Annotated in this window: 16 protein-coding genes; 6 read left to right on the top strand and 10 right to left on the bottom strand. The window is 36.5% G+C overall.

Annotated elements, in window-relative coordinates:
• Nucleotides 1-55: 55 nt before the first annotated feature.
• The 3 genes from purH to HW347_RS00975 all read right to left on the bottom strand — a co-directional run bounded on the left by purH (nucleotide 56) and on the right by HW347_RS00975 (nucleotide 3,401).
• The gene (purH, locus tag HW347_RS00985) at nucleotides 56-1,585 is read right to left on the bottom strand and encodes a bifunctional phosphoribosylaminoimidazolecarboxamide formyltransferase/IMP cyclohydrolase (RefSeq protein WP_214610101.1); all 1,530 of its coding nucleotides are present in this window, start codon (nucleotides 1,583-1,585) and stop codon (nucleotides 56-58) included.
• Nucleotides 1,586-1,759: 174 nt separating this feature from the next.
• Complete coding sequence (locus HW347_RS00980) at nucleotides 1,760-2,218, bottom strand: GAF domain-containing protein (RefSeq protein ID WP_214610100.1); 459 nt, start codon at nucleotides 2,216-2,218, stop codon at nucleotides 1,760-1,762.
• A 94-nt stretch (nucleotides 2,219-2,312) separates the two neighbouring features.
• On the bottom strand, nucleotides 2,313-3,401 hold the full coding sequence (locus HW347_RS00975) for a hypothetical protein (protein WP_214610099.1): 1,089 nt from the start codon (nucleotides 3,399-3,401) through the stop codon (nucleotides 2,313-2,315).
• 338 nt (nucleotides 3,402-3,739) lie between these two features.
• On the opposite strand from HW347_RS00975, the gene HW347_RS00970 reads away from it, so the two are divergent.
• From HW347_RS00970 to HW347_RS00960, 3 genes are all read left to right on the top strand, one after another.
• Nucleotides 3,740-4,153 (top strand): HYC_CC_PP family protein, encoded by a 414-nt coding sequence (locus HW347_RS00970; RefSeq protein ID WP_214610098.1) that lies wholly within the window; start codon nucleotides 3,740-3,742, stop codon nucleotides 4,151-4,153.
• Nucleotides 4,154-4,321: 168 nt separating this feature from the next.
• Nucleotides 4,322-6,589, top strand: a complete 2,268-nt coding sequence (locus tag HW347_RS00965) for a TonB-dependent receptor (RefSeq protein WP_214610097.1) — start codon at nucleotides 4,322-4,324, stop codon at nucleotides 6,587-6,589.
• Nucleotides 6,590-6,613: 24 nt separating this feature from the next.
• Nucleotides 6,614-6,970: a heavy-metal-associated domain-containing protein gene (locus tag HW347_RS00960; protein ID WP_155598095.1), complete on the top strand. Its 357-nt coding sequence runs from the start codon at nucleotides 6,614-6,616 to the stop codon at nucleotides 6,968-6,970.
• 413 nt (nucleotides 6,971-7,383) lie between these two features.
• Here the strand turns inward: HW347_RS00960 and groL are convergent, their stop codons facing one another.
• From groL to miaB, 7 genes are all read right to left on the bottom strand, one after another.
• Nucleotides 7,384-9,015: a chaperonin GroEL gene (gene groL, locus HW347_RS00955; protein ID WP_194533617.1), complete on the bottom strand. Its 1,632-nt coding sequence runs from the start codon at nucleotides 9,013-9,015 to the stop codon at nucleotides 7,384-7,386.
• Between the two features lie 102 nt (nucleotides 9,016-9,117).
• Complete coding sequence (locus HW347_RS00950) at nucleotides 9,118-9,396, bottom strand: co-chaperone GroES (RefSeq protein ID WP_038235730.1); 279 nt, start codon at nucleotides 9,394-9,396, stop codon at nucleotides 9,118-9,120.
• Nucleotides 9,397-9,546: 150 nt separating this feature from the next.
• Nucleotides 9,547-9,903 carry a preprotein translocase subunit SecG gene (gene secG / locus HW347_RS00945; RefSeq protein ID WP_155598097.1) on the bottom strand — a complete coding sequence of 119 codons (357 nt, stop codon included), beginning with the start codon at nucleotides 9,901-9,903 and terminating at the stop codon, nucleotides 9,547-9,549.
• A gap of 7 nt (nucleotides 9,904-9,910) precedes the next feature.
• A complete protein-coding gene (locus HW347_RS00940; RefSeq protein ID WP_214610096.1) occupies nucleotides 9,911-10,831 on the bottom strand; it encodes a hypothetical protein in 921 nt (306 codons plus the stop codon).
• Nucleotides 10,832-10,891: 60 nt separating this feature from the next.
• Nucleotides 10,892-11,410 carry an LptE family protein gene (locus tag HW347_RS00935; protein WP_155598099.1) on the bottom strand — a complete coding sequence of 173 codons (519 nt, stop codon included), beginning with the start codon at nucleotides 11,408-11,410 and terminating at the stop codon, nucleotides 10,892-10,894.
• A gap of 56 nt (nucleotides 11,411-11,466) precedes the next feature.
• A complete protein-coding gene (locus HW347_RS00930; RefSeq protein ID WP_214610095.1) occupies nucleotides 11,467-12,735 on the bottom strand; it encodes a sigma 54-interacting transcriptional regulator in 1,269 nt (422 codons plus the stop codon).
• Between the two features lie 30 nt (nucleotides 12,736-12,765).
• Nucleotides 12,766-14,211, bottom strand: a complete 1,446-nt coding sequence (gene miaB, locus HW347_RS00925) for a tRNA (N6-isopentenyl adenosine(37)-C2)-methylthiotransferase MiaB (protein ID WP_214610094.1) — start codon at nucleotides 14,209-14,211, stop codon at nucleotides 12,766-12,768.
• Nucleotides 14,212-14,414: 203 nt separating this feature from the next.
• Here miaB and HW347_RS00920 point away from each other — a divergent pair, with 203 nt between their 5' ends.
• The 3 genes from HW347_RS00920 to topA all read left to right on the top strand — a co-directional run bounded on the left by HW347_RS00920 (nucleotide 14,415) and on the right by topA (nucleotide 20,049).
• Complete coding sequence (locus tag HW347_RS00920; protein WP_214610093.1) at nucleotides 14,415-15,896, top strand: FG-GAP repeat domain-containing protein; 1,482 nt, start codon at nucleotides 14,415-14,417, stop codon at nucleotides 15,894-15,896.
• A 225-nt stretch (nucleotides 15,897-16,121) separates the two neighbouring features.
• Nucleotides 16,122-17,414, top strand: a complete 1,293-nt coding sequence (locus tag HW347_RS00915; protein ID WP_214610092.1) for an LVIVD repeat-containing protein — start codon at nucleotides 16,122-16,124, stop codon at nucleotides 17,412-17,414.
• Between the two features lie 121 nt (nucleotides 17,415-17,535).
• Complete coding sequence (gene topA / locus HW347_RS00910; protein ID WP_214610091.1) at nucleotides 17,536-20,049, top strand: type I DNA topoisomerase; 2,514 nt, start codon at nucleotides 17,536-17,538, stop codon at nucleotides 20,047-20,049.
• The last annotated feature ends 76 nt before the right edge of the window (nucleotides 20,050-20,125 follow it).

Here is a 20,125-nt window from a genome sequence, read left to right as displayed (position 1 = left end):
TTGGTTATGTTACTAGCTTGATAAGGGGTGTATTTCATCGACAAAAGTAATGAAATTAATGCTTGAAATGACGTGTGCCTGTCATAACCATAGATACGCTATTTTCATTACAATAATCGATACTTAATTGGTCCTTAATGGACCCGCCCGGCTGTATAACGCTAGAAATACCACTTTTATTGGCTATCTCTACACAATCTGGGAAAGGAAAGAACGCATCGCTCGCCATTACGGCTCCTTTTAGGTCAAAATTAAATGATTTAGCCTTGTGAATTGCTTGGTTAAGAGCGTCTACACGAGAGGTTTGGCCTGTTCCACTAGCACATAATTGTTTGTTTTTTGCAATGACAATTGTGTTAGATTTTGTATGCTTACATAATTTTGAAGCGAAAATTAAATCTTCAAGATCTTGTTCTGATGGTTTGCTCTCGGTTACGTACTGTAAGTCTTCTAAAGCATCCGTTCTATTATCTTTATCTTGAACTAAGTATCCATTAAGACATGTTCTTACTGAAGTCTCAGGTAGTGCTACTTCTTTTAGGATAAGAATAATCCTGTTCTTTTTACCTTTTAGTATCTCAAGTGCTTCTGCAGAATAGCTAGGTGCTATGACAACTTCACAAAACAAACTGTGAATTTCTTCTGCAGTAGGTTTATCTATTTCAACATTACTTATTAAAATACCGCCAAAAGCTGAAACAGGATCACCGGCCAATGCATCTACATAAGCTTGGTGAATAGTTTCGCGTTGCGCTAGACCACAAGCGTTATTGTGCTTTAAGATGGCAAAAGTAGGCGCATCGTTTTTAAATTCGTTCATTAGGTTAACAGCTGCATCAACATCTAAAAGGTTGTTGTATGAAAGCTCCTTACCGTGTAGTTTGTCAAAAATAGCATCGAAATCACCAAAGAAGAATCCTTTTTGGTGTGGGTTTTCGCCATAACGCAATACCTGCCCATTATCTTCGCTTATTTTAAGCGTTGGTTTTTGTTGCTCTTTATTAAAATAGTTGAAAATAGCTGTGTCATAATGAGATGAAACGTTGAATGCTTTTGAGGCAAAACGTTTACGGTCAGCAAGACTAGTATTTCCGTTTCCTTCTGAAATAACATTTAAGAAGTCTGAGTAGTCTTCCATTGAAGAAACACAAAGCACATCTTTAAAGTTTTTTGCAGCTGCACGAATTAACGAAATACCACCTATATCTATTTTTTCAATAATATCTTGCTCTGGTGCGCCACTGGCTACGGTCTTTTCAAAAGGATAAAGATCTACGATTACAATGTCTAATTGAGGAATTTCAAATTCTTCTAACTGGGCAACATCACTTTCGTTGTCTTGTCTGTTTAAGATTCCGCCAAAAACCTTTGGGTGTAATGTTTTAACTCTGCCTCCTAAAATAGAAGGGTAACTAGTTACATCTTCTACTGGTACGACTTCAACACCAAGGTCTTTTATAAATTTTTCGGTACCTCCTGTGGAGTAGATAGTAATACCAAGTTCTTGAAATTTTTTGATGATTGGTTCCAATCCATCTTTATGGAATACGGAAATCAGTGCAGAAGAAGCTTTTTTGATGCTCATTTTAATGGGATGTAGTTACTAAGTTTTAAAGACATGCAAAAGTACTTTTTTTGAAAGAAAAAATGCACGAGGTTATCAACAAAACTACTAAAGTTTTAAACCGATTGGGTCAAATAACACGGGGCAGTATCGATAAACGGCATTATGATAACTAAAAAGGTCTTTTAAGTTATATTAAAAAGTGTAAATTTTGGCAACTTCAGCATTTACAAACTCTAAAAAGCGCTCATCTTCTTCAGTGAACGGGTCAGGAGTATTTGAGTCAATATCAATCTGACCAACATTCTCCCCATCTATAAATAAAGGAATTACAATTTCTGCTTTAACCGTAATGCTACAGGCAATATAATTGTCTTGAGCCTGTACATCTGGCACTACAAAATTTTGATTAGAAACAGCTACTTGTCCGCAGATTCCTTTTCCAAAAGGTATGATAGTGTGGTCAGTAGGGGTGCCAGCATATGGGCCTAGTTTTAGTTCTTCTTTGTTCCCGTTTTTAAAATAGAATCCTACCCAGTCATAATGAGGTACGGTTTCTTTAAGAAGTTCGCAAAGATGCTGCAGGCGCTCATCTACGGTTAATTCAGTAGAGTGGAGTATAGCTGCGGATTGTGTTCGTAATTCGTTAAACATGCTAATTTTTTATGCAAAAATAAGTTTTTAAAAACAAAAAAAGGGATGCCGAATTAACGACATCCCTTTTCAATAGTTTATTGTATAGTGATTATTAAGGCTGTATTTTTACATCAAAAGCAATGTAGTCAGCATTGTTGTAAGTGCCTTTTATCTCTTTAATCTTAATAAGACCTTTTTTACCATAGTTATCTACAATTTCAATAACGTCGCCAACGGCCAATACGCCTGATTTTTGAAAAGTTGATTTTGTCACGAAGTCTAGTTCGCTAGATAATGTAATTCCGTCAAACATTGTGCTAGTTGTAGTGGATAGTTGGAAATAAGCTTCATTAAGGGTTTCAGTGTCAGCATTTTCCTCATTTTCTTCAGCTTGTAGGCCTTTTACAGGAAAGCCAAAAGAGTCATCATAGGAATTTGCAGAAGCAAAATAGGCTCCGTTGTTGACGTAGTAATATCCAAAATCCCAAAATGCTCTGTATTCCGCTTGGTCTAATGTGTTTTCTGGGTCATATACTAAATATTCCAGATCGTTTAAAAGAGAGTAAAACGTCTTACTGGTACCATTAACATCTGGCGCAAATAATTTAACGTCTGTAAAAGAGTGAACTTCGGCTGCGGGGTTTGTTCCGTTACCTACTGTAACAGTAATAGTACCTACACCTAAAGCTTTTCTTTTGTTAGCATCTCTAAAATCTCCTTTTCCAGTTGTTGTCCAAAAATGGTAAACAATCTCACCGTTATCAATATCAGGAACAGGAAGTTCAAAAGTAAAATCAATAGCTTTTTGTGAATCTCCGTCTAAATCAACCGAACCATCACCTTTAAGTGCTTTTGTAAGGTCTTTGCCTTCAATGTTAAAGTTGTTAAATGGCATTTCGCCACCACCGGATACGTTTTGGGTAATATATAATCTTTTTTGATTTGATTCAGATGTATATATAATACGCCCTGGTACTGTTGTGTTTACTTCACCAGAGGCTGTGGCAACTATAATATCACCAGAAGGGTCAGTTTCATTAATGACTAATGTGGCTATTGTTGGGCCATCTGGGTTATCTTGTTCATCGTCTATGGGTGTGTCAAACGCAGAGCCATCGTCGCTACTACAACTAGATACCATAAAGGCTAGAGCAAATATTGCAAATCCCGATTTTACTACTGTTCTAATATTTTTTTTCATTACTAAAAATTTAAGTTCAACGTGGTTAGTGAATCGGATGTGTTGTAAGTTTAATCCGTCATGTCATAACTCAAAAACCGACTGATAAGTATGTGAAAGGCTAAAAAAAAAGTTAAAATTACCGGTTTGCCTGTAAATAAGGAGTTGGAAGTTATTCGGTTTTAGTGATGATTTTTATGAATTACTGTTATTATGGGTTGAATTATCAGCCACAATTTTGGAATGAATTATTAAGGTGATGTTAAAAATGAACAATTTGTCTATCATTTATAGCGTTTTAGCAATGTTGGTATTTTAGAGCCTAGTGGATTGAAAAATTAATATGTAATTTTGCAGCAATGAAAGATGTGTTACATAGAATAGTTTCTCTTGTTATGGCTGTATTGCTTTTGACAACTACTACCTCTTGGAAAGTAGAGAAGCACTATTGTATGGGGCATTTGGTAGATGTAGCTTTTTTTGGTGAAGCTCAAGATTGCGGTATGAGCATGACTTTGGATGAGGAAATAGAATCCACAGTTGAAAAAATGTCTTGTTGTAATAGTGAGGTGATTGCTAAAAAAGGGCAAGAAGATGTTAAGCCATCCACAAATGATTTTGATTTAGATCAAGAGATTTTCTTTGCTGCCTACGTTTATTCTTTTATTGGTTTGTTTGAGCCCGTGGTTCAGAAAAACTCTGATTACACTCATTATCTACCTCCTAAAATTGTCAAAGACATCCAACTTCTGGATGCTGTTTTTTTGATTTGATTTTTTTCAATTTCTTATAGTTTTTCATAAAGTAGTTCCTTGTTTAATAAGGCCTATTGCAGCAGTTATATGGTAATAGGTATAACAATTTCTACTTTGTGTTTTCGGTTTTCAGTTTTTGGATTACCGATGAATAAAAGTTAATTGAAAAAAATATTTCATCAAAAAATGAATAAATATATAATAGTACTTATTTCTGTAGTGCTACCGTTACTGTCATTTTCGCAAGAGAAGGTAGAGGGAATTGTCTTGGAAGAAGGCGATTCCAGTAAAATGGGGATTGCAGGAGCCAATGTGTATTGGTTGGACTCGCAGATAGGAGTCGTGTCTGATATGGATGGGAAATTCTCCATTCCCTTTAAAAAGGAATATAATAAATTAATTGTCAGTTATGTGGGGTATGAGTCCGATACATTAACTGTGGATAAGCCTAAAAGTGTTCGTGTAAAGCTAAATCCTTCAAACGAATTAGATGAGGTAGTGGTGCAGCAAGAGCGAGATGATATACAGAAAACGTATTTCAGCCCGCAAAATGTGGTTACTGTAAATAGTGCAGAGTTGTTGAAGGCAGCCTGTTGTAATTTGGCAGAAAGTTTTGAAACCAATCCTGCAATAGATGTAAATCTTTCGGATGGGTTAACGGGTACAAAACAGATTCAGATGCTAGGGTTGACCAGTCCGTATTTGCTAATCACTCAAGAGAATATTCCTATGGTTCGTGGTGCTTCACAGGCATATGGTCTAACTTTTACTCCCGGAACTTGGATTGAAAGTATTCAGATAACCAAAGGTGCTGGTAGTGTGGTTAACGGGTATGAGAGTATTTCTGGGCAGATAAATACCGAGTTGGTTAAACCGCTTACGGATAACGCTGTTTTCATAAATGCATATGGTAATGAAAATGGGCGCTATGAACTTAATACCCACTTCAATAAAAAGTTGACGGATAAGTGGAGCACGGGTCTTTACGTTCATGGGAATAAAAGAACCCAAAAAGAAGATGATAATGGAGACGGATTTCTTGATGCTCCTTTGGCTAATCAACTTAATGTAATGAACCGTTGGCAGTACCAAGATGCTGAAAGTGGCTGGGTGAGTTTTTTTAATGTTCGGTTTTTGAATGATGAGAAGCAAGTAGGGCAGACCAATTTTAATCCAGAAACGGATAGAGTAGATAATAAAGCAGAAACCCCAACACTGAGCGAAGACGAAGTGTGGGGTGGTGAAATTAATACGCGCCGCTTTGATACTTCTTTAAAATTAGGTTACGTTTTTCCAGAAATGCCGTTCCAAAGTTTTGGCTTTCAAACTGCGTATAGCTTGCATAAGCAGGATTCGTATTTTGGGATTAAAACGTATGACATTAACCATGAAAGCATTTATACGAACTTACTTTTTAGCTCTATTATTGGTGATACCCGAAACAAGTTTAAAACCGGACTTACATTTGCCTATGATGGGTATGATGAGTTGGTGAATAAAACAGATTATTCAAGAGAGGATAGGTCTGTTGGGGCGTTTGTTGAATACAGTTATGAGAACTTGGAGAAGGTGAGCTTAACGGCGGGGCTTCGCGTAGATAATCATAATAGATTAGGTACGTTCGTAACGCCTAGATTTCACATACGTTATACTCCTTGGGAAAAAGGTAGTTTGCGAGGTTCTTTTGGACGCGGAAAACGAGCAGCCAATATTTTTGCGGAGAACCAGCAGTTGTTTGCATCTTCTAGAGAAATCAAAATTTTAAATTCAGGGGGAGAAGTGTATGGTTTGGATCCAGAGGACGCTTGGAACTATGGGGTTAGTTTTTTGCAAGGCTTTAATTTTTTAAATAGAAAAGGGAGTATAACTTTGGATTACTACATTACTGATTTTAAAAATCAGATTGTTGTAGATTGGGAAACTCCGCAAGAAGTGTCATTTTATAATTTAGATGGAGAAAGTAGAGCTGATAGTTTTCAAGTAGAGGTTGATTATGAACTTTTGCCTGGCCTTGATTTGCGTACGGCTTATAAATACTATGATGTTTCTACTGATTATAAAAGCGGTAATCTACAGAAGCCGTTACAGGCGCAGAATTTATTTTTTGCTAACTTGGGTTACAAGACAAAAGCAAAAGAAAACGGTGCTCAGTGGAAGTTTGATTATACGTTACACAGCTTAGGTAAAAAGCGATTACCGGATACAAGTTCAAATCCTGTAGCATATCAATTGGCAGCCTATTCATCTCCTTATAATCATATGAGCGGCCAGATAACAAAAGTGTTCTCTAATACGTTTGAGGTTTATGTAGGAGGGGAGAACTTAGCAGGTGTGCAGCAGGATAATCCAGTTTTAGGAGCTGATAATCCTTTTGGCCCTAATTTTGATACGACAATAATATATGCGCCTATCATGGGTAGAATGTTCTATGGAGGTTTTAGAATTAAAATTTAATAACGATAACAAATAATAAGCTATATGAAAACTACAATTTTATCAATTGCAATGACCTTAATTTCCTTAGTAACGTTTGCTCAGGAAAAGAACAAGAAAATGACTTTTGATGTTGATGGTAAATGTGCTATGTGTAAAGAGCGTATAGAGAAGGCTGCGCTTAATGTAAAAGGTGTAAAATATGCTGCTTGGGATATTCCAACACATCAATTAGCTGTAATCATGGATGAACGAAAAACAGACGCAATGAAAATCAAAACTGCCATTGTTGCTGTTGGTCACGATACCAAAGAATTGAAAGCAACAGAAGAAGCATATGAGAGTGTTCATCCTTGCTGTAGATATAGAGAGGATAATTCAGATGATGGCGCTAATCATTAAGATTAGGTAGCTATTAATTTGAGCATTAAAGCTGATTCTAATTGAGTCAAAGTGCCTTGAAATATTTTAGTTAATTTTTAGCCAAAGAAAATATAACGAATCAAAAAGTGATATATCTTAGATTAGTTTTATTTAATACTAGAAATTATGGCACAAGCAAAAAACGCAGGTAAATCATCTGTTAAGCCGTTATCAGCTAAAGCTGGTAAAAAGGCCGCTCCGAAAGCTGCTCCTAAAAAGAAGTAGTCAGTAAACCCGATAGGGTTTAGACATCGGACAGGAAAACCATCTCTTAAAAAAGGATGGTTTTTTTGTTTGATATATGTACATAAAAAAACCGCTCTTGAATTTACAAGAGCGGTTTTTAAGTTGTTAGCACAACCAAGCTAATAATTGCTTATCCGTGCTACGGATTACATCATGCCTGGCATTCCGCCTCCACCCATTGGTGGGCCAGCAGGAGTATCCTCTTTAATGTCTGTTAAAGCACATTCAGTAGTTAAGATCATACCAGCAACAGATGCAGCATTTTCTAACGCTACTCTAGTTACTTTAGCAGGATCAATAATACCGGCTTTCATCATATCAACATATGTTTCCGATTTTGCATCGTAACCAAAATCACCTTTACCTTCAAGGATTTTTGCAATTACTACAGAACCTTCACCACCTGCATTAGATACGATAGTTCTTAAAGGAGCTTCAATGGCACGGGCTACGATTTGTAAACCTGTTGCTTCATCTTCATTCTCGGTTGCTATTTTAGCAAGAACAGACTTAGCTCTTACCAAAGCAACACCACCACCAGCAACGATACCTTCTTCAACTGCAGCTCTCGTTGCATGTAATGCATCATCAACACGGTCTTTTTTCTCTTTCATTTCAACCTCAGAAGCAGCACCTACATAAAGTACGGCAACACCACCAGCCAATTTGGCTAAACGCTCTTGAAGTTTTTCCTTATCGTAGTCAGATGTAGTAGTCTCAATTTGAGATTTTATCTGATTAACTCTTGTTTTGATATCTTTTGCAACACCACCGCCATTTACGATTGTAGTATTGTCTTTGTCTATTTGTACTTTCTCACAAGTACCTAACATATCAAGAGTAGTGTTGTCTAAAGAGAATCCTCTTTCTTCAGAAATAACAGTACCACCTGTTAATATTGCGATATCTTCTAACATTGCTTTTCTACGGTCACCAAATCCTGGAGCCTTAACAGCAGCAATTTTTAAAGAACCTCTTAATTTGTTTACAACTAAAGTAGCTAATGCTTCACCATCAACATCTTCAGCAATAATCAAAAGTGGTTTTCCTGATTGAGCAACTGGCTCCAATACAGGAAGAAGATCTTTCATTGAAGAAATCTTCTTGTCAAACAATAAGATATAAGGACTTTCTAATTCTGATACCATCTTCTCAGAATCGGTAACAAAATATGGAGAAAGGTAACCTCTGTCAAATTGCATACCTTCTACAACATCAACATAAGTGTCAGTACCCTTGGCTTCTTCTACGGTGATAACACCTTCTTTACCAACTTTTCCGAAAGCTTTAGCGATTAAGTCACCAATAGTTTCGTCATTGTTAGCTGAAATAGAAGCTACTTGCTTAATTTTTTCAGAAGAATCCCCTACTTTTTTAGATTGCTTTGCTATGTTAGCAACAATTGCTTCTACAGCTTTGTCAATACCTCTTTTCAAATCCATTGGATTTGCACCAGCAGCAACATTCTTCAATCCTTCTTTAACGATAGCTTGAGCTAAAACAGTTGCAGTAGTAGTACCATCACCTGCAAGGTCATTAGTTTTAGAAGCAACTTCTTTAACCATTTGGGCGCCCATGTTTTCTAGAGGGTCAGCCAACTCAATTTCTTTTGCAACAGTTACACCATCCTTAGTCACCTGTGGGGCGCCAAAAGATTTACTGATGATAACGTTTCTACCTTTAGGTCCTAATGTTACTTTTACCGCATTTGCCAATGCATCGACACCTCTTTTTAGGCCGTCGCGTGCATCGATATCAAACTTTATATCTTTTGCCATAATAAATATTAGTATTAGTTTTTCTCACCTAAGTGAGAGTATTTTAAATTAATCTTATCTATTTCTTTAAGAACTCTAGTGGTTGCTAGAATGTGAAAGAAACTATATGATAGCTAAAACGTCACTTTCACGCATCATTAAATAATCTACGCCTTCAAGCTTAAGCTCAGTGCCTGCGTATTTACCATATAAAACAGTATCACCAACTTTAACTGTCACCTTTTCATCCTTAGTGCCAGGTCCAACTGCAACAATTTTACCTTGTTGAGGTTTCTCTTTGGCAGTATCTGGAATGTAAAGACCTGATGCTGTTTTAGTCTCAGCAGCCATAGGCTCGATAAGAACCCTATCTGCTAATGGTTTAATGTTCACTTTTGCCATATTTTTAGTTTTTAGTTTGAAAAATTATATTCTTGAATCCTAATGGGCAGAAATTATGCCATTACATGAAAACTGACACATTGTTAAACCAAAAATGCCAGCTTGTCACTAAGCTGGCATTTTTTGTATGTTATGTTTGGAATTTATAAGCTATTCGGCAGGCGTACTTACCGGAGCAGGTGCCTGTTCTGGCAAAGCTTCTGGAACTGTTTCCGGAACAACGGTCTCAATGCCGTCTCCGTTTAACAGTTTTGAATCGGTGTCGCTAAAGTTTCCTTTAAGGGCAACGTTAGATGCCAATATAAGAACTACTAGTAGTATGGATAATGTCCAAGTACTTTTGTCTAGGAAATCTCCTGTCTTTTTTACACCACCTACGATTTGACTGCCACCGCCACCAAAAGAGGACGATAACCCGCCACCTTTAGGGTTTTGCACCATGATGACTAGGATTAGCAAAAAGCAGACTATAACAATGAGGATTAAAAATATTGTAAACGTACTCATAACTACTTTACTTATTATCTTGTTGTAACTTCTCTACCGCTTTTATTCGGTCTGCAAAGAAACCACTTTTTTCCGGATATTTCAAACTTAAAATTTTATAAGATTGAATCGCTTTTTTATACTTTTTCTGTTCTAGATAAACCTTGGCCAAAGTTTCTGTCATCAGCTCTTTCTTATCAAGGGTGACAGAAGTTTCAATCACAACTTTTTGAACGTCTTTATTCGGATTAATTTTTGGATTATCTGCAATGAATTTGTCAATAAGGTCAAACTTTTTTCTCTTTAAAATCTCTTCTTCTAAAGGAAATGCGATTGCCTCGGGCTCTTCTTCAACAGGTTTCGTTGTTGGTGTTTTGGCATCATCTCTCTTAACCGATTTGAACGTGGTGAGTTGCAGCCATTCTGCAAACGAATATTTTTCTCGTTTGGTGAAGGGTAGGGGTTCTCCCAATTCTAAATTTTCTGAAGCTTTTCTTTTTGCTTCCGCAATTTCTTCATCGACCTTAGGGTCTTTGGATCTAAAGAGTTGTGGGTCTAAAAGTTTGTCTGCATCGGCAGGGGTGAGGGGTATTGGAATTTCTGTTGAGCTATCACCATTTGTAGTATTTTCAACTTCTTCCGAAATTATTTCGGTTTCGACCAAAGCTATCGTCTTACCAGATATTTTATCGGCAATGGTATTCTGTAAAAATTCTTCCGAAGTAATAAAATCAAAAAGGACATCCCGATCAGTGGTATAGGCTGCGGTAACTTTTAATGCATTATTGTATTTAAAACTATTTAGATTTTTAAGTCCCTTTAGTTGCAATGCACGTGCCGCCTGAAAGTACGGATACTCTTCTAGCACATCTTCCAGTTGTTTGGTCTGAATTGGAGAGACCACTTTGTCTGGGTGCTGTAATAGGTATGTAAAATCTTGTACGTTCATTCTATAGGGTTACTAAATAGGTATGTTGGTTCTTAGTTTTTTTTGTAAGCTGAGTGCAACTTACCAATCTGCTAATGATGCGTTAAATATGTCTTGGGTAATTCGTTCAAAAATTGTTTCTAATGCTTCAGTTTTTACAGAGGAAAGTTGTGAGTTTGCAGGGTAATCATAGAAAAAAGAAAAGCGTTGTTCAAAATCTGCATCTTCTTTAGTCTTATTGTAGAAACGTACTTTTACCGCCATAGATAAACGGTTCTGAGCAGCGGTCTGGTTAGCCGTTGCACTCATTGGGGATATACGGTATTCTACAATTTCACCTTCGTACAATAAATCTCCATTCGAAGAAGCTAAGTCAAGAGTTGTCTGGTTTAAAATACGGTCTTGCAGCGCTAACGTAAAATCTCTTTCTAGACCGGGTTCAAAAGTAGAACCAGGGTTTTGAGTAGCGTAGTTTTGGAAAGTAGGTATCGTAAAAGTAGTAGCCGTACCTACATTGCCTCCGGTAAAGTTATAAACACCACAGCCGTTTAGGGTAAGGACTAAAATTAAACTAAAAACTATGTATGCGTTCTTTTTCAAAATTCTATTATTTATTAGGGTTGTGGCGTTTCAGTTTCATTAGTAATATGGGCCTGCTATAAATCGTATTGTTTTATTTTACGGTATAGTGTGCGTTCTGAAATACCAAGTTCCGCAGCGGCGGCTTTTCTCTTTCCGCGGTTACGTTCTAATGATTTTTTTATGAGCTCAACTTCCTTTTCTTGTAAAGATAGGGTTTCTTCTTCTTGAATTTCTTCGGCAAAATGATACTTATCTTCTGTTGGAGGTTTTGGCGCAGGCATCTCTGCTCTAGGTTCCGGCAAGCGTAAAACTTCGCGAGAATCCCTGTAGTCATCTTCTACCTCTTCGCCATTATCACCGTAGATTTTTTTGATGAGGCCTTCATTTTCTTCTTGAACCTTTTCGCCATCATTGTTTTTCATTAGCTCTAAGGTGAGTTTCTTTAGATCATTAAGGTCACTTTTCATATCAAAAAGAACCTTGTAAAGAATTTCTCTTTCATTACTGAAATCGCTTTCGGCTTTCTTTTGTCCAACAACTGCTGGAAGGTTGGAGTTATTGGAATTTGGTAGGTAGCCATTGAGTGTAGCCCATGATACACTTCTACTTTCTTCAAGTACGGATACCTGTTCTGCAATGTTTCTTAACTGACGGATGTTACCTGGCCAGCGGTATTTTAATAAGAGGTCTACGGCATCATCATCCAAACGGATGGTAGGCATTTTGTATTTCTGTCCAAAATCTGAAGCAAATTTTCTAAAGAGCAAATGAATATCATCCTGTCTTTCACGTAATGGTGGAATACTTATCTCTACAGTGCTTAATCTATAGTAGAGGTCTTCTCTAAATTTTTCCTTTTTAATAGCTTCGAACATATTTACATTCGTTGCCGCTACAATACGCACATTGGTTTTTTGAACCTGTGAAGATCCTACTTTTAAAAACTCCCCATTTTCAAGCACCCTCAATAATCTAACTTGTGTGGTAAGGGGCAATTCTCCAACTTCATCAAGGAAAATAGTTCCGCCATCGGCTACTTCAAAATAACCACTTCTGGTTTGTGTAGCACCTGTAAAGGCTCCTTTTTCGTGACCGAAAAGTTCACTGTCAATAGTTCCTTCTGGAATAGCACCACAGTTTACGGCAATATATTTGGCGTGCTTTCTGTGAGAAAGTGAATGAATTATTTTAGGGATAGCTTCTTTACCAACTCCACTTTCACCTGTTACTAAAACAGAAATATCAGTAGGGGCTACCTGAATGGCTTTCTCTATAGCGCGATTGAGTTTTTGGTCGTTACCAATAATCTCAAATCGTTGTTTTATGGCTTGTATATTTTCCATTGTTCTGTGGTTCGGGGGTGTTGTTGGTATTTAATTATTTTCTGAATATCCTACGGCTTCTCCAATTAAGGTAGCAGAAGTGCATTCATCCATTCGTACCATAACAAAATCACCAACTTTATAATTCTCTCTAGGGAAAACGGCAACAGTGTTTTGTGAGTTGCGACCCATGAAATGTTCGTCTGATTTTTTTGAAGTACTCTCAATTAAAATCTCTTGAACTTTACCTAAGTGTCTTTGTGTGCGTTCTTGGCAATGTTGTCTTTGAAGAGCGATGACTTCTGAAAGCCTTCGTTTTTTTGTTTCTTCCGGAACATCATCTTCCATTTTACGCTCAGCCATAGTTCCCGGTCTTTCAGAATACGTGAACATATAACCAAAATCATATTTCACATACTCCATTAAAGACATTGTGTCTTTATGGTCTTGTTCTGTTTCTGTTGGGAAACCGATAATCATATCTTGTGAAATGGAACAGTCAGGAAGAATTCTACGGGCATTATCAATAAGTTCAAAATATTCTTCGCGGGTATGAAGCCTGTTCATCTCTTTTAAGATACGATTGCTTCCACTCTGCACAGGAAGGTGAATGGCGTTACAAATATTTTTATGCTTGGCCATGGTATGAATAACATCCAAAGTCATATCCTGCGGATTGGATGTTGAAAAACGAATACGCATTTTAGGGTAAGCCAAAGCGGTTCTTTCCAGTAATTGCGAAAAGTTTACCGCGGTAGCTTTTTGCATTTCTGTAGCTTTTTCAAAGCCTTTTTTTAATCCGCCACCATACCATAAATAACTATCTACGTTTTGGCCTAAAAGTGTAATTTCCTTGAAGCCTCTTTCGGAAAGGTCGTTCACTTCGTCTAATATAGATTGTGGGTCACGACTACGTTCACGGCCTCTGGTAAATGGGACCACGCAGAACGTACACATGTTGTCACAACCTCTGGTAATAGAAACAAATGCAGTTACTCCGTTAGAGTGAAGCCTTACAGGGGAAACATCTCCATAAGTTTCGTCCTTAGAAAGAATAACATTTACGGCATTACGGCCTTCATCTATCTCTTGGATTAAATTAGGCAAGTCTTTATAGGCGTCTGGTCCTACGACCATGTCCACTATTTTTTCTTCCTCTAAAAATTGATGCTTTAAACGCTCTGCCATACAGCCAAGTACACCAACCTTCATATGAGGGCGGTCTCTTTTTATAGCATTGAATTTCTCTAAACGCTTACGAACCGTTAGTTCAGCTTTCTCCCGTATAGAACAGGTGTTTACTAAAACTAGGTCTGCTTCATTCAGATTTTGTGTTGTGTCAAAGCCTTCGTTGGCTAGGATGGATGCAACGATTTCACTATCTGAAAAATTCATTTGGCAACCATAACTTTCAATATAAAGCTTCTTGCCATTAGCGTTTTTCTTCTTAAGTGCCAGGGCAGAACCCTGAAGCGATTCGTCTATAATTTTCTCCATATCTATTGTAACCTTTCTAAACTAACGGGCAGCAAAGATAACGCTAAAATCAAACTGATGACAAATTGACAGGTGTAAAGTTTTTATAAAAATTCTAAAATTGGCTGTTTGAGTAGTTTAAGAAAAAACAAAACACCTTAATAAAAACAATATGTTTTGATTTTTAATCATCTTTACATTTACTATAATTAATTTGTTTGAGTTTGAAGATTACGGTCACTTATAAGAATCCCTACAATTGGTTGTTGCCTGCTATTTTACTCTTTTCGCTAGTAAGTTGCGAGCCAAAGCAAAAACAATCTGAAGGAGAAGTGTTGGCAAGAACACTATGCGCTTCATGTCATATGTTTCCAGAACCATCCTTACTGCCCTCAAACATTTGGCTTTCCCAAACATTACCAGAAATGGGTTTAAGATTAGGGATGTCTAATCATGGTCCTGAATATTATGAAAAAGGTTCATCTGGAGATGTCTATCCAAGTAAACCACTACTATCTCAGAAAGAATGGGAAAAGTTGGTTATGTATTACAAAATAACGGCACCCAAGGGAATTGAGCTTTATAAACAACCTATTTTAAAAGACAACTCTATATTTAAAATTAAAACATTTTCTTATGATAGCATTCCTTCCTCAATAGTTACAATGCTAGATTATAATCCTAAAACAAGAAAATTGTATTTAGGTGATGGTAGAAATTCTTCTTTAATACAAGCTACTGTTGATGGAGAAATAGTTAAAAAAGAAAAGTTAGAAAGTCCACCCGTGAGGATTTCTTTTCTCAAAGAGGAACAATCTTTATTGACAATAGGGTCTTTGTATCCCTCGGACGAAGAGAGTGGGGTGTTGAAATTAGGAAACATATTTATTGATGGATTAAGGCGACCGGTAGATTTTTTGCAAAATGATGTTAATGGCGACGGGTTTGAAGATGTTGTGGTTTGTGAATTTGGAAATACAGTAGGTAGCTTGGCTTGGTATGAAAATAAGGGTGATTTATCCTATGAAAGGCATCTTATAAAAGAACTTTCTGGTAGTATAAAAATTGAATTCGTAGATATTGATAATGATGGCAAGGAGGAGTTATTAGCCTTGTTTACACAGGAAAGCGAAGCGTTATTTGCTTTTTCTTTTGAAAGGAATGAGGTTACTTCTAAAAAACTTCTACAGTTTCATCCAGCTTTTGGAGTGAATGATTTTGAAATTGTGGATATGAATAATGATGGAGATTTAGATATTATCGTTAGTAATGGCGATAACGCAGATTATTCTGAGGTATTAAAGAATTACCATGGAGTTCGTGTTTATGTGAGTCAAAATAAAGGAGGGTTTTTGGAATCATACTTTTATCCTTACCACGGTGCAAGTAAAATAAGGGTGGCAGATTTTAATTTAGATGGTAGAAAAGATATTATTACGATTTCTAATTTTGGAAATTTAATAGATGAAAACTTTAAAAGTATTGTTTTGTTGATAAATGAGGGAGGAGATAAGTATAAACCAACAAGTGTGGCTAATGCTCCAAAAATTGGTTGGCAAACTATAGATGTAGAGGATTATGATAAAGATGGAGATGTAGATGTTTTTGTTGGAGCTTTTGGGATAAAACTTGGTCCAAAAGAATCTATGTCATCGGATGAAAACAAAATATCATGGATGAGACTTGAAAATTTAACGAATGACTAAAAACTCTAATAACGTATAAATTAACCGTAGTCATGGGATTCTTATACCATAATATTTGAAACAATTTCGACTGGCTTAATATTTAAAAAAGAGTAAGCCTTGCTAGGCAGTTCAACGAATAAGTAAGTTTTTTCCATTTAGATACGCAACTTATATTAAGTTGGTGTATCTGATTTGTAGATGAGTCGGTAAGCATATCGACTGTTTTTTAAAAAAAGCCAAACTATGAAAAAGAACCTTTGTTTAATATTGATTGCAGCTATAGTAACTCTTTCTTCCTGTAGCGATGATAAAGATGATGTATCTGGAGAAGAATATCTAGTAGCAACACCGGTAACTACAGATTTAAAAAGATTTAAGGAAGAGGCTGTTGAGGTTACTGAACCTGTACCTATTAATGAATCTGGTAAAATTTATGCATACCAAGACTATGTTTTTGTTAATGACGTTAACAGAGGTTTTCATGTTATAGATAATAATAATCCCGTAAATCCAGAAGCTGTTTCATTTATAAAGCTTGAAGGTAATCATGATATTTCCATAAAAAATGACCGCTTATATGCAGATAGTTATGGTGATTTGGTCATAATGAATATTTCAGACATCAATAATATAACAATGGTACAAAGAATAGAAGACGCTATCTATCAGCAATTCTGGTGTACTGTTGGTTTTGATGTAGATTGGCCACAAGCAGATTTTTATGATTATGGAGACTTTGACGCTAGCAAAGAAGCAATTGTGGGTTGGGAAGTTAAATCTCAACGACTTTCGGAAGAAGAACTTAAAACTAAATATGGGGTTAATGATTCTAATGTTGATATAGCACTCAATGATAGTGCTGCGGAATCAATATCTGGGGGTGATACTGGGCAAGGCGGGTCCTTGGCTAGATTTAAAATTGTTGAAGATTATTTGTATGCAGTAGAATGGTCTAGTATTAGCGTTTTTGATATTTCAGATTTAGATAATCCAAAGACCCTTGAGGATGTTTATGTTAACGGTGCCATTGAAACAATATATAATCAAGGTGATATTTTATTTGTAGGTGGAACACAAGGCATGTATATATATGATATCTCATCACCTGAAAAACCGGAATATATTTCAGAGTTTGTACATGGTACGGCTTGCGACCCGGTAGTAGTAGATGGCGATTATGCTTTTGTAACCCTAAGAGGCGAAAATTCTTGCGGTGGTACTGAAAGCGGACTTTATATAGTAGATGTTTCTAACTTAGCAAACCCTGAACTGGAGAAGTTTTATCCATTAAAAGGTCCTTATGGTATAGGTTTTAAAGATAATTTGCTTTTTGTTTGTGATGGAGATGATGGTTTAAAGGTGTACGATAAGACAGACGTAAACGACTTGAAGTTGGTAAGTCATTTCAAAGATATAATTACTTATGATGTTATACCTCTTGATGATTCTCTCCTGATGATAGGGGATAAAGAGCTTTATCAATATAAATATTTAAACAACGATATAAGCTTGCTCAGCACGTTCAGTTTAAAGTGAATAACTGTCAAATGAATTAAAAACACCTCTATTTATTGGGGTGTTTTTTTATACCTATTATATAAGGTATGGCATCTAATTAAAAAATTCAATTACTTTTGTTTTATCAAACAAACCATGAATGGCTAAGAATTTAGTAATAGTAGAGTCCCCCGCAAAGGCAAAAACGATAGAAAAGTTTTTAGGAAAAGACTTTAAGGTAGAGTCCAGTTTTGGGCATATCGCAGATTTGCCTTCCAAAGAACTGGGTGTAGATGTAGAGAATAATTTTGAACCAAAATATATTGTCGATACAGACAAGAAAGCCCTGGTTAAAAAACTAGGTGACCTTGCAAAGAAAGCGGAGACTATATGGCTCGCGAGTGATGAAGATAGAGAGGGTGAAGCTATTTCTTGGCATTTGGCCGAGACTTTAAAATTAGATAAAAGCAAGACTAAACGTATTGTTTTTAACTCCATTACCAAATCGGCTATTCAAAAAGCGATTGAAAATCCACGTGAAATAAACTATAACCTAGTAAATGCCCAGCAGGCAAGACGGGTTTTAGACCGTCTGGTGGGTTACGAGCTTTCTCCTGTATTGTGGAAAAAAATAAAACCAGGCCTTTCTGCCGGTAGAGTTCAATCTGTTGCCGTCCGTCTTATTGTTGAACGTGAACGTGATATTGAAGGTTTTACTGCGGAAGCATCATTTAAAATATCAGCGGTTTTCAAAACCTTAGAAGGTAGTGTGTTTACAGCAAAGCTGAATAAAACATTCTCTTCGCAAAAAGAGGCTCAAGCCTTTTTGGATGAAAATATAGGAGCAGATTTTTCGGTTGGAAATTTAGATAAGAAACCGGCTAAAAAATCACCTTCAGCACCTTTTACAACTTCAACCTTACAACAGGAAGCTTCAAGAAAGCTCTATTTTTCAGTAGGTAGAACCATGCAAGTTGCACAAAGATTATACGAAGCAGGTCTTATTACCTATATGAGAACTGATAGTGTTAACCTTTCTAGTGAAGCCATTACGGCAACTAAAGATGCTATTATAGATAACTACGGTGAGAAATATAGCACCGTTCGTAAATTTAAAGGGAAAGCTAAAGGAGCACAAGAAGCTCACGAGGCAATTAGACCTACAGAAATTACAAATCAGTTTCCATCGCTTGAACGTGATCAGTCCAAATTATATGAATTAATTTGGAAACGTACCATAGCATCGCAAATGAGTGATGCCCAATTGGAGCGTACTAATGTAAAAATTCAAGCAAGTACGCATTCAGAACAGTTTACCGCTAATGGGGAGGTCATCAAATTTGATGGTTTCCTAAAGGTATATATGGAAGGGCTTGATGAAGAAGATACTGCTGAAGAGCAAGAAGGTATGCTTCCAGCAATGAAAGTAGGTGAAGCTTTACAGAATAATTATATAACGGCAACCGAGCGTTTTTCAAGACCACCATACCGCTTTACAGAAGCATCATTGGTTAAAAAGCTTGAAGAATTGGGTATTGGTAGACCGTCTACATATGCACCAACTATTTCTACTATTCAGAATAGAGGTTATGTAGAGAAGGGTACTATAGAAGGAACAGAAAGAGCTTATGTACAATTACTTTTAGAAGAAGGGGCTGTACAAGTAAAAAATCTCTCTGAAATGGTAGGTTCCGATAAAGGTAAGCTTGTGCCTACTGATATTGGAATGATTGTAAATGACTTTTTGGTAAGTCACTTTGCTACTATCCTTGACTATAATTTTACGGCGAAAGTAGAAGAAAACTTTGATGAGATAGCCGAGGGAGAAGAAGATTGGCAAAAAGTGATGAAGGATTTTTATAAAGACTTTCATCCTAATGTACTAGATGTTCAAGAAAATGCCGATCGTGCTAGTGGAGAACGTATTTTAGGTGAAGATCCTAAATCTGGCCGTCAGGTATCTGTTCGATTGGGTCGTTTTGGGCCAATGGTTCAAATGGGTACTGTTGATGATGAAGAAAAACCAAAGTTTGCAAGTCTATTGCCTGAGCAGTCATTGGCTAATATTACCTATGATGAGGCTATGGAGCTTTTTAAGCTTCCAAGAAAGCTAGGGGTTTATGAAGGGGAAGAGATAGAAGCTAATGTGGGAAGGTTTGGACCTTATGTGCGTTTTGGAAAGAAATTTGTCTCATTAGAGAAAGGTGAAAGTGCCTTTGATGTAGATTTTGATCGTGCCGTAGAGTTAATAAAAGAAAAGCAAAAGGCAGATGCACCTATATATACCTATGAAGATAAAGAGGTAACAAAAGGTACAGGTAGATTTGGACCGTTCATTAAATGGGACGGTATGTTCATTAACGTTAATAAGAAATATGATTTCGATAACCTTTCGAATGATGATCTTATTGAGTTGATTGAAGCTAAAAAGCAGAAAGAGATTGATAAAGTTGTGCAGAATTGGCCAGATGAAGGTATTCGTATCGAAAAAGCTAGATGGGGCCGTCACAATATCTTAAAAGGTAAGATTAAGGTAGAGATCGCTAAATCTGTAGATGCAACAAAAATATCTTTGGACGAGGCTAAAAAGCTTATAGAGCAAAAAACTCCTAAGAAAAAAGCTAAAGCAAAACCAAAGGCTAAGGCTAAAGCGAAGCCAAAAGCGAAAAAGTAACAGTCCTAAGTACGCAGGTATTGGTTATTAATTAATAGTTTTATAAGATAGAAAATAGAGACGCATTATATGCGTC

The sequence above is a fragment of the Zobellia barbeyronii genome (assembly GCF_018603515.1).
GTDB lineage: Bacteria > Bacteroidota > Bacteroidia > Flavobacteriales > Flavobacteriaceae > Zobellia > Zobellia barbeyronii.
This window is presented reverse-complemented; position numbering and strand designations above follow the sequence as displayed.

Excerpts from the sequence above, each read along its gene's own strand:
- groL (WP_194533617.1), bottom strand. The coding sequence starts at position 9,015 with ATGGCAAAAGATATAAAGTTTGATATCGATGCACGCGACGGCCTAAAA.
- HW347_RS00930 (WP_214610095.1), bottom strand. The coding sequence starts at position 12,735 with ATGGAAAATATACAAGCCATAAAACAACGATTTGAGATTATTGGTAAC.
- HW347_RS00980 (WP_214610100.1), bottom strand. The coding sequence starts at position 2,218 with ATGTTTAACGAATTACGAACACAATCCGCAGCTATACTCCACTCTACT.
- topA (WP_214610091.1), top strand. The coding sequence starts at position 17,536 with ATGGCTAAGAATTTAGTAATAGTAGAGTCCCCCGCAAAGGCAAAAACG.
- secG (WP_155598097.1), bottom strand. The coding sequence starts at position 9,903 with ATGAGTACGTTTACAATATTTTTAATCCTCATTGTTATAGTCTGCTTT.
- HW347_RS00960 (WP_155598095.1), top strand. The coding sequence starts at position 6,614 with ATGAAAACTACAATTTTATCAATTGCAATGACCTTAATTTCCTTAGTA.
- HW347_RS00915 (WP_214610092.1), top strand. The coding sequence starts at position 16,122 with ATGAAAAAGAACCTTTGTTTAATATTGATTGCAGCTATAGTAACTCTT.
- HW347_RS00965 (WP_214610097.1), top strand. The coding sequence starts at position 4,322 with ATGAATAAATATATAATAGTACTTATTTCTGTAGTGCTACCGTTACTG.
- HW347_RS00950 (WP_038235730.1), bottom strand. The coding sequence starts at position 9,396 with ATGGCAAAAGTGAACATTAAACCATTAGCAGATAGGGTTCTTATCGAG.
- HW347_RS00970 (WP_214610098.1), top strand. The coding sequence starts at position 3,740 with ATGAAAGATGTGTTACATAGAATAGTTTCTCTTGTTATGGCTGTATTG.
- HW347_RS00975 (WP_214610099.1), bottom strand. The coding sequence starts at position 3,401 with ATGAAAAAAAATATTAGAACAGTAGTAAAATCGGGATTTGCAATATTT.
- HW347_RS00940 (WP_214610096.1), bottom strand. The coding sequence starts at position 10,831 with ATGAACGTACAAGATTTTACATACCTATTACAGCACCCAGACAAAGTG.
- purH (WP_214610101.1), bottom strand. The coding sequence starts at position 1,585 with ATGAGCATCAAAAAAGCTTCTTCTGCACTGATTTCCGTATTCCATAAA.
- miaB (WP_214610094.1), bottom strand. The coding sequence starts at position 14,211 with ATGGAGAAAATTATAGACGAATCGCTTCAGGGTTCTGCCCTGGCACTT.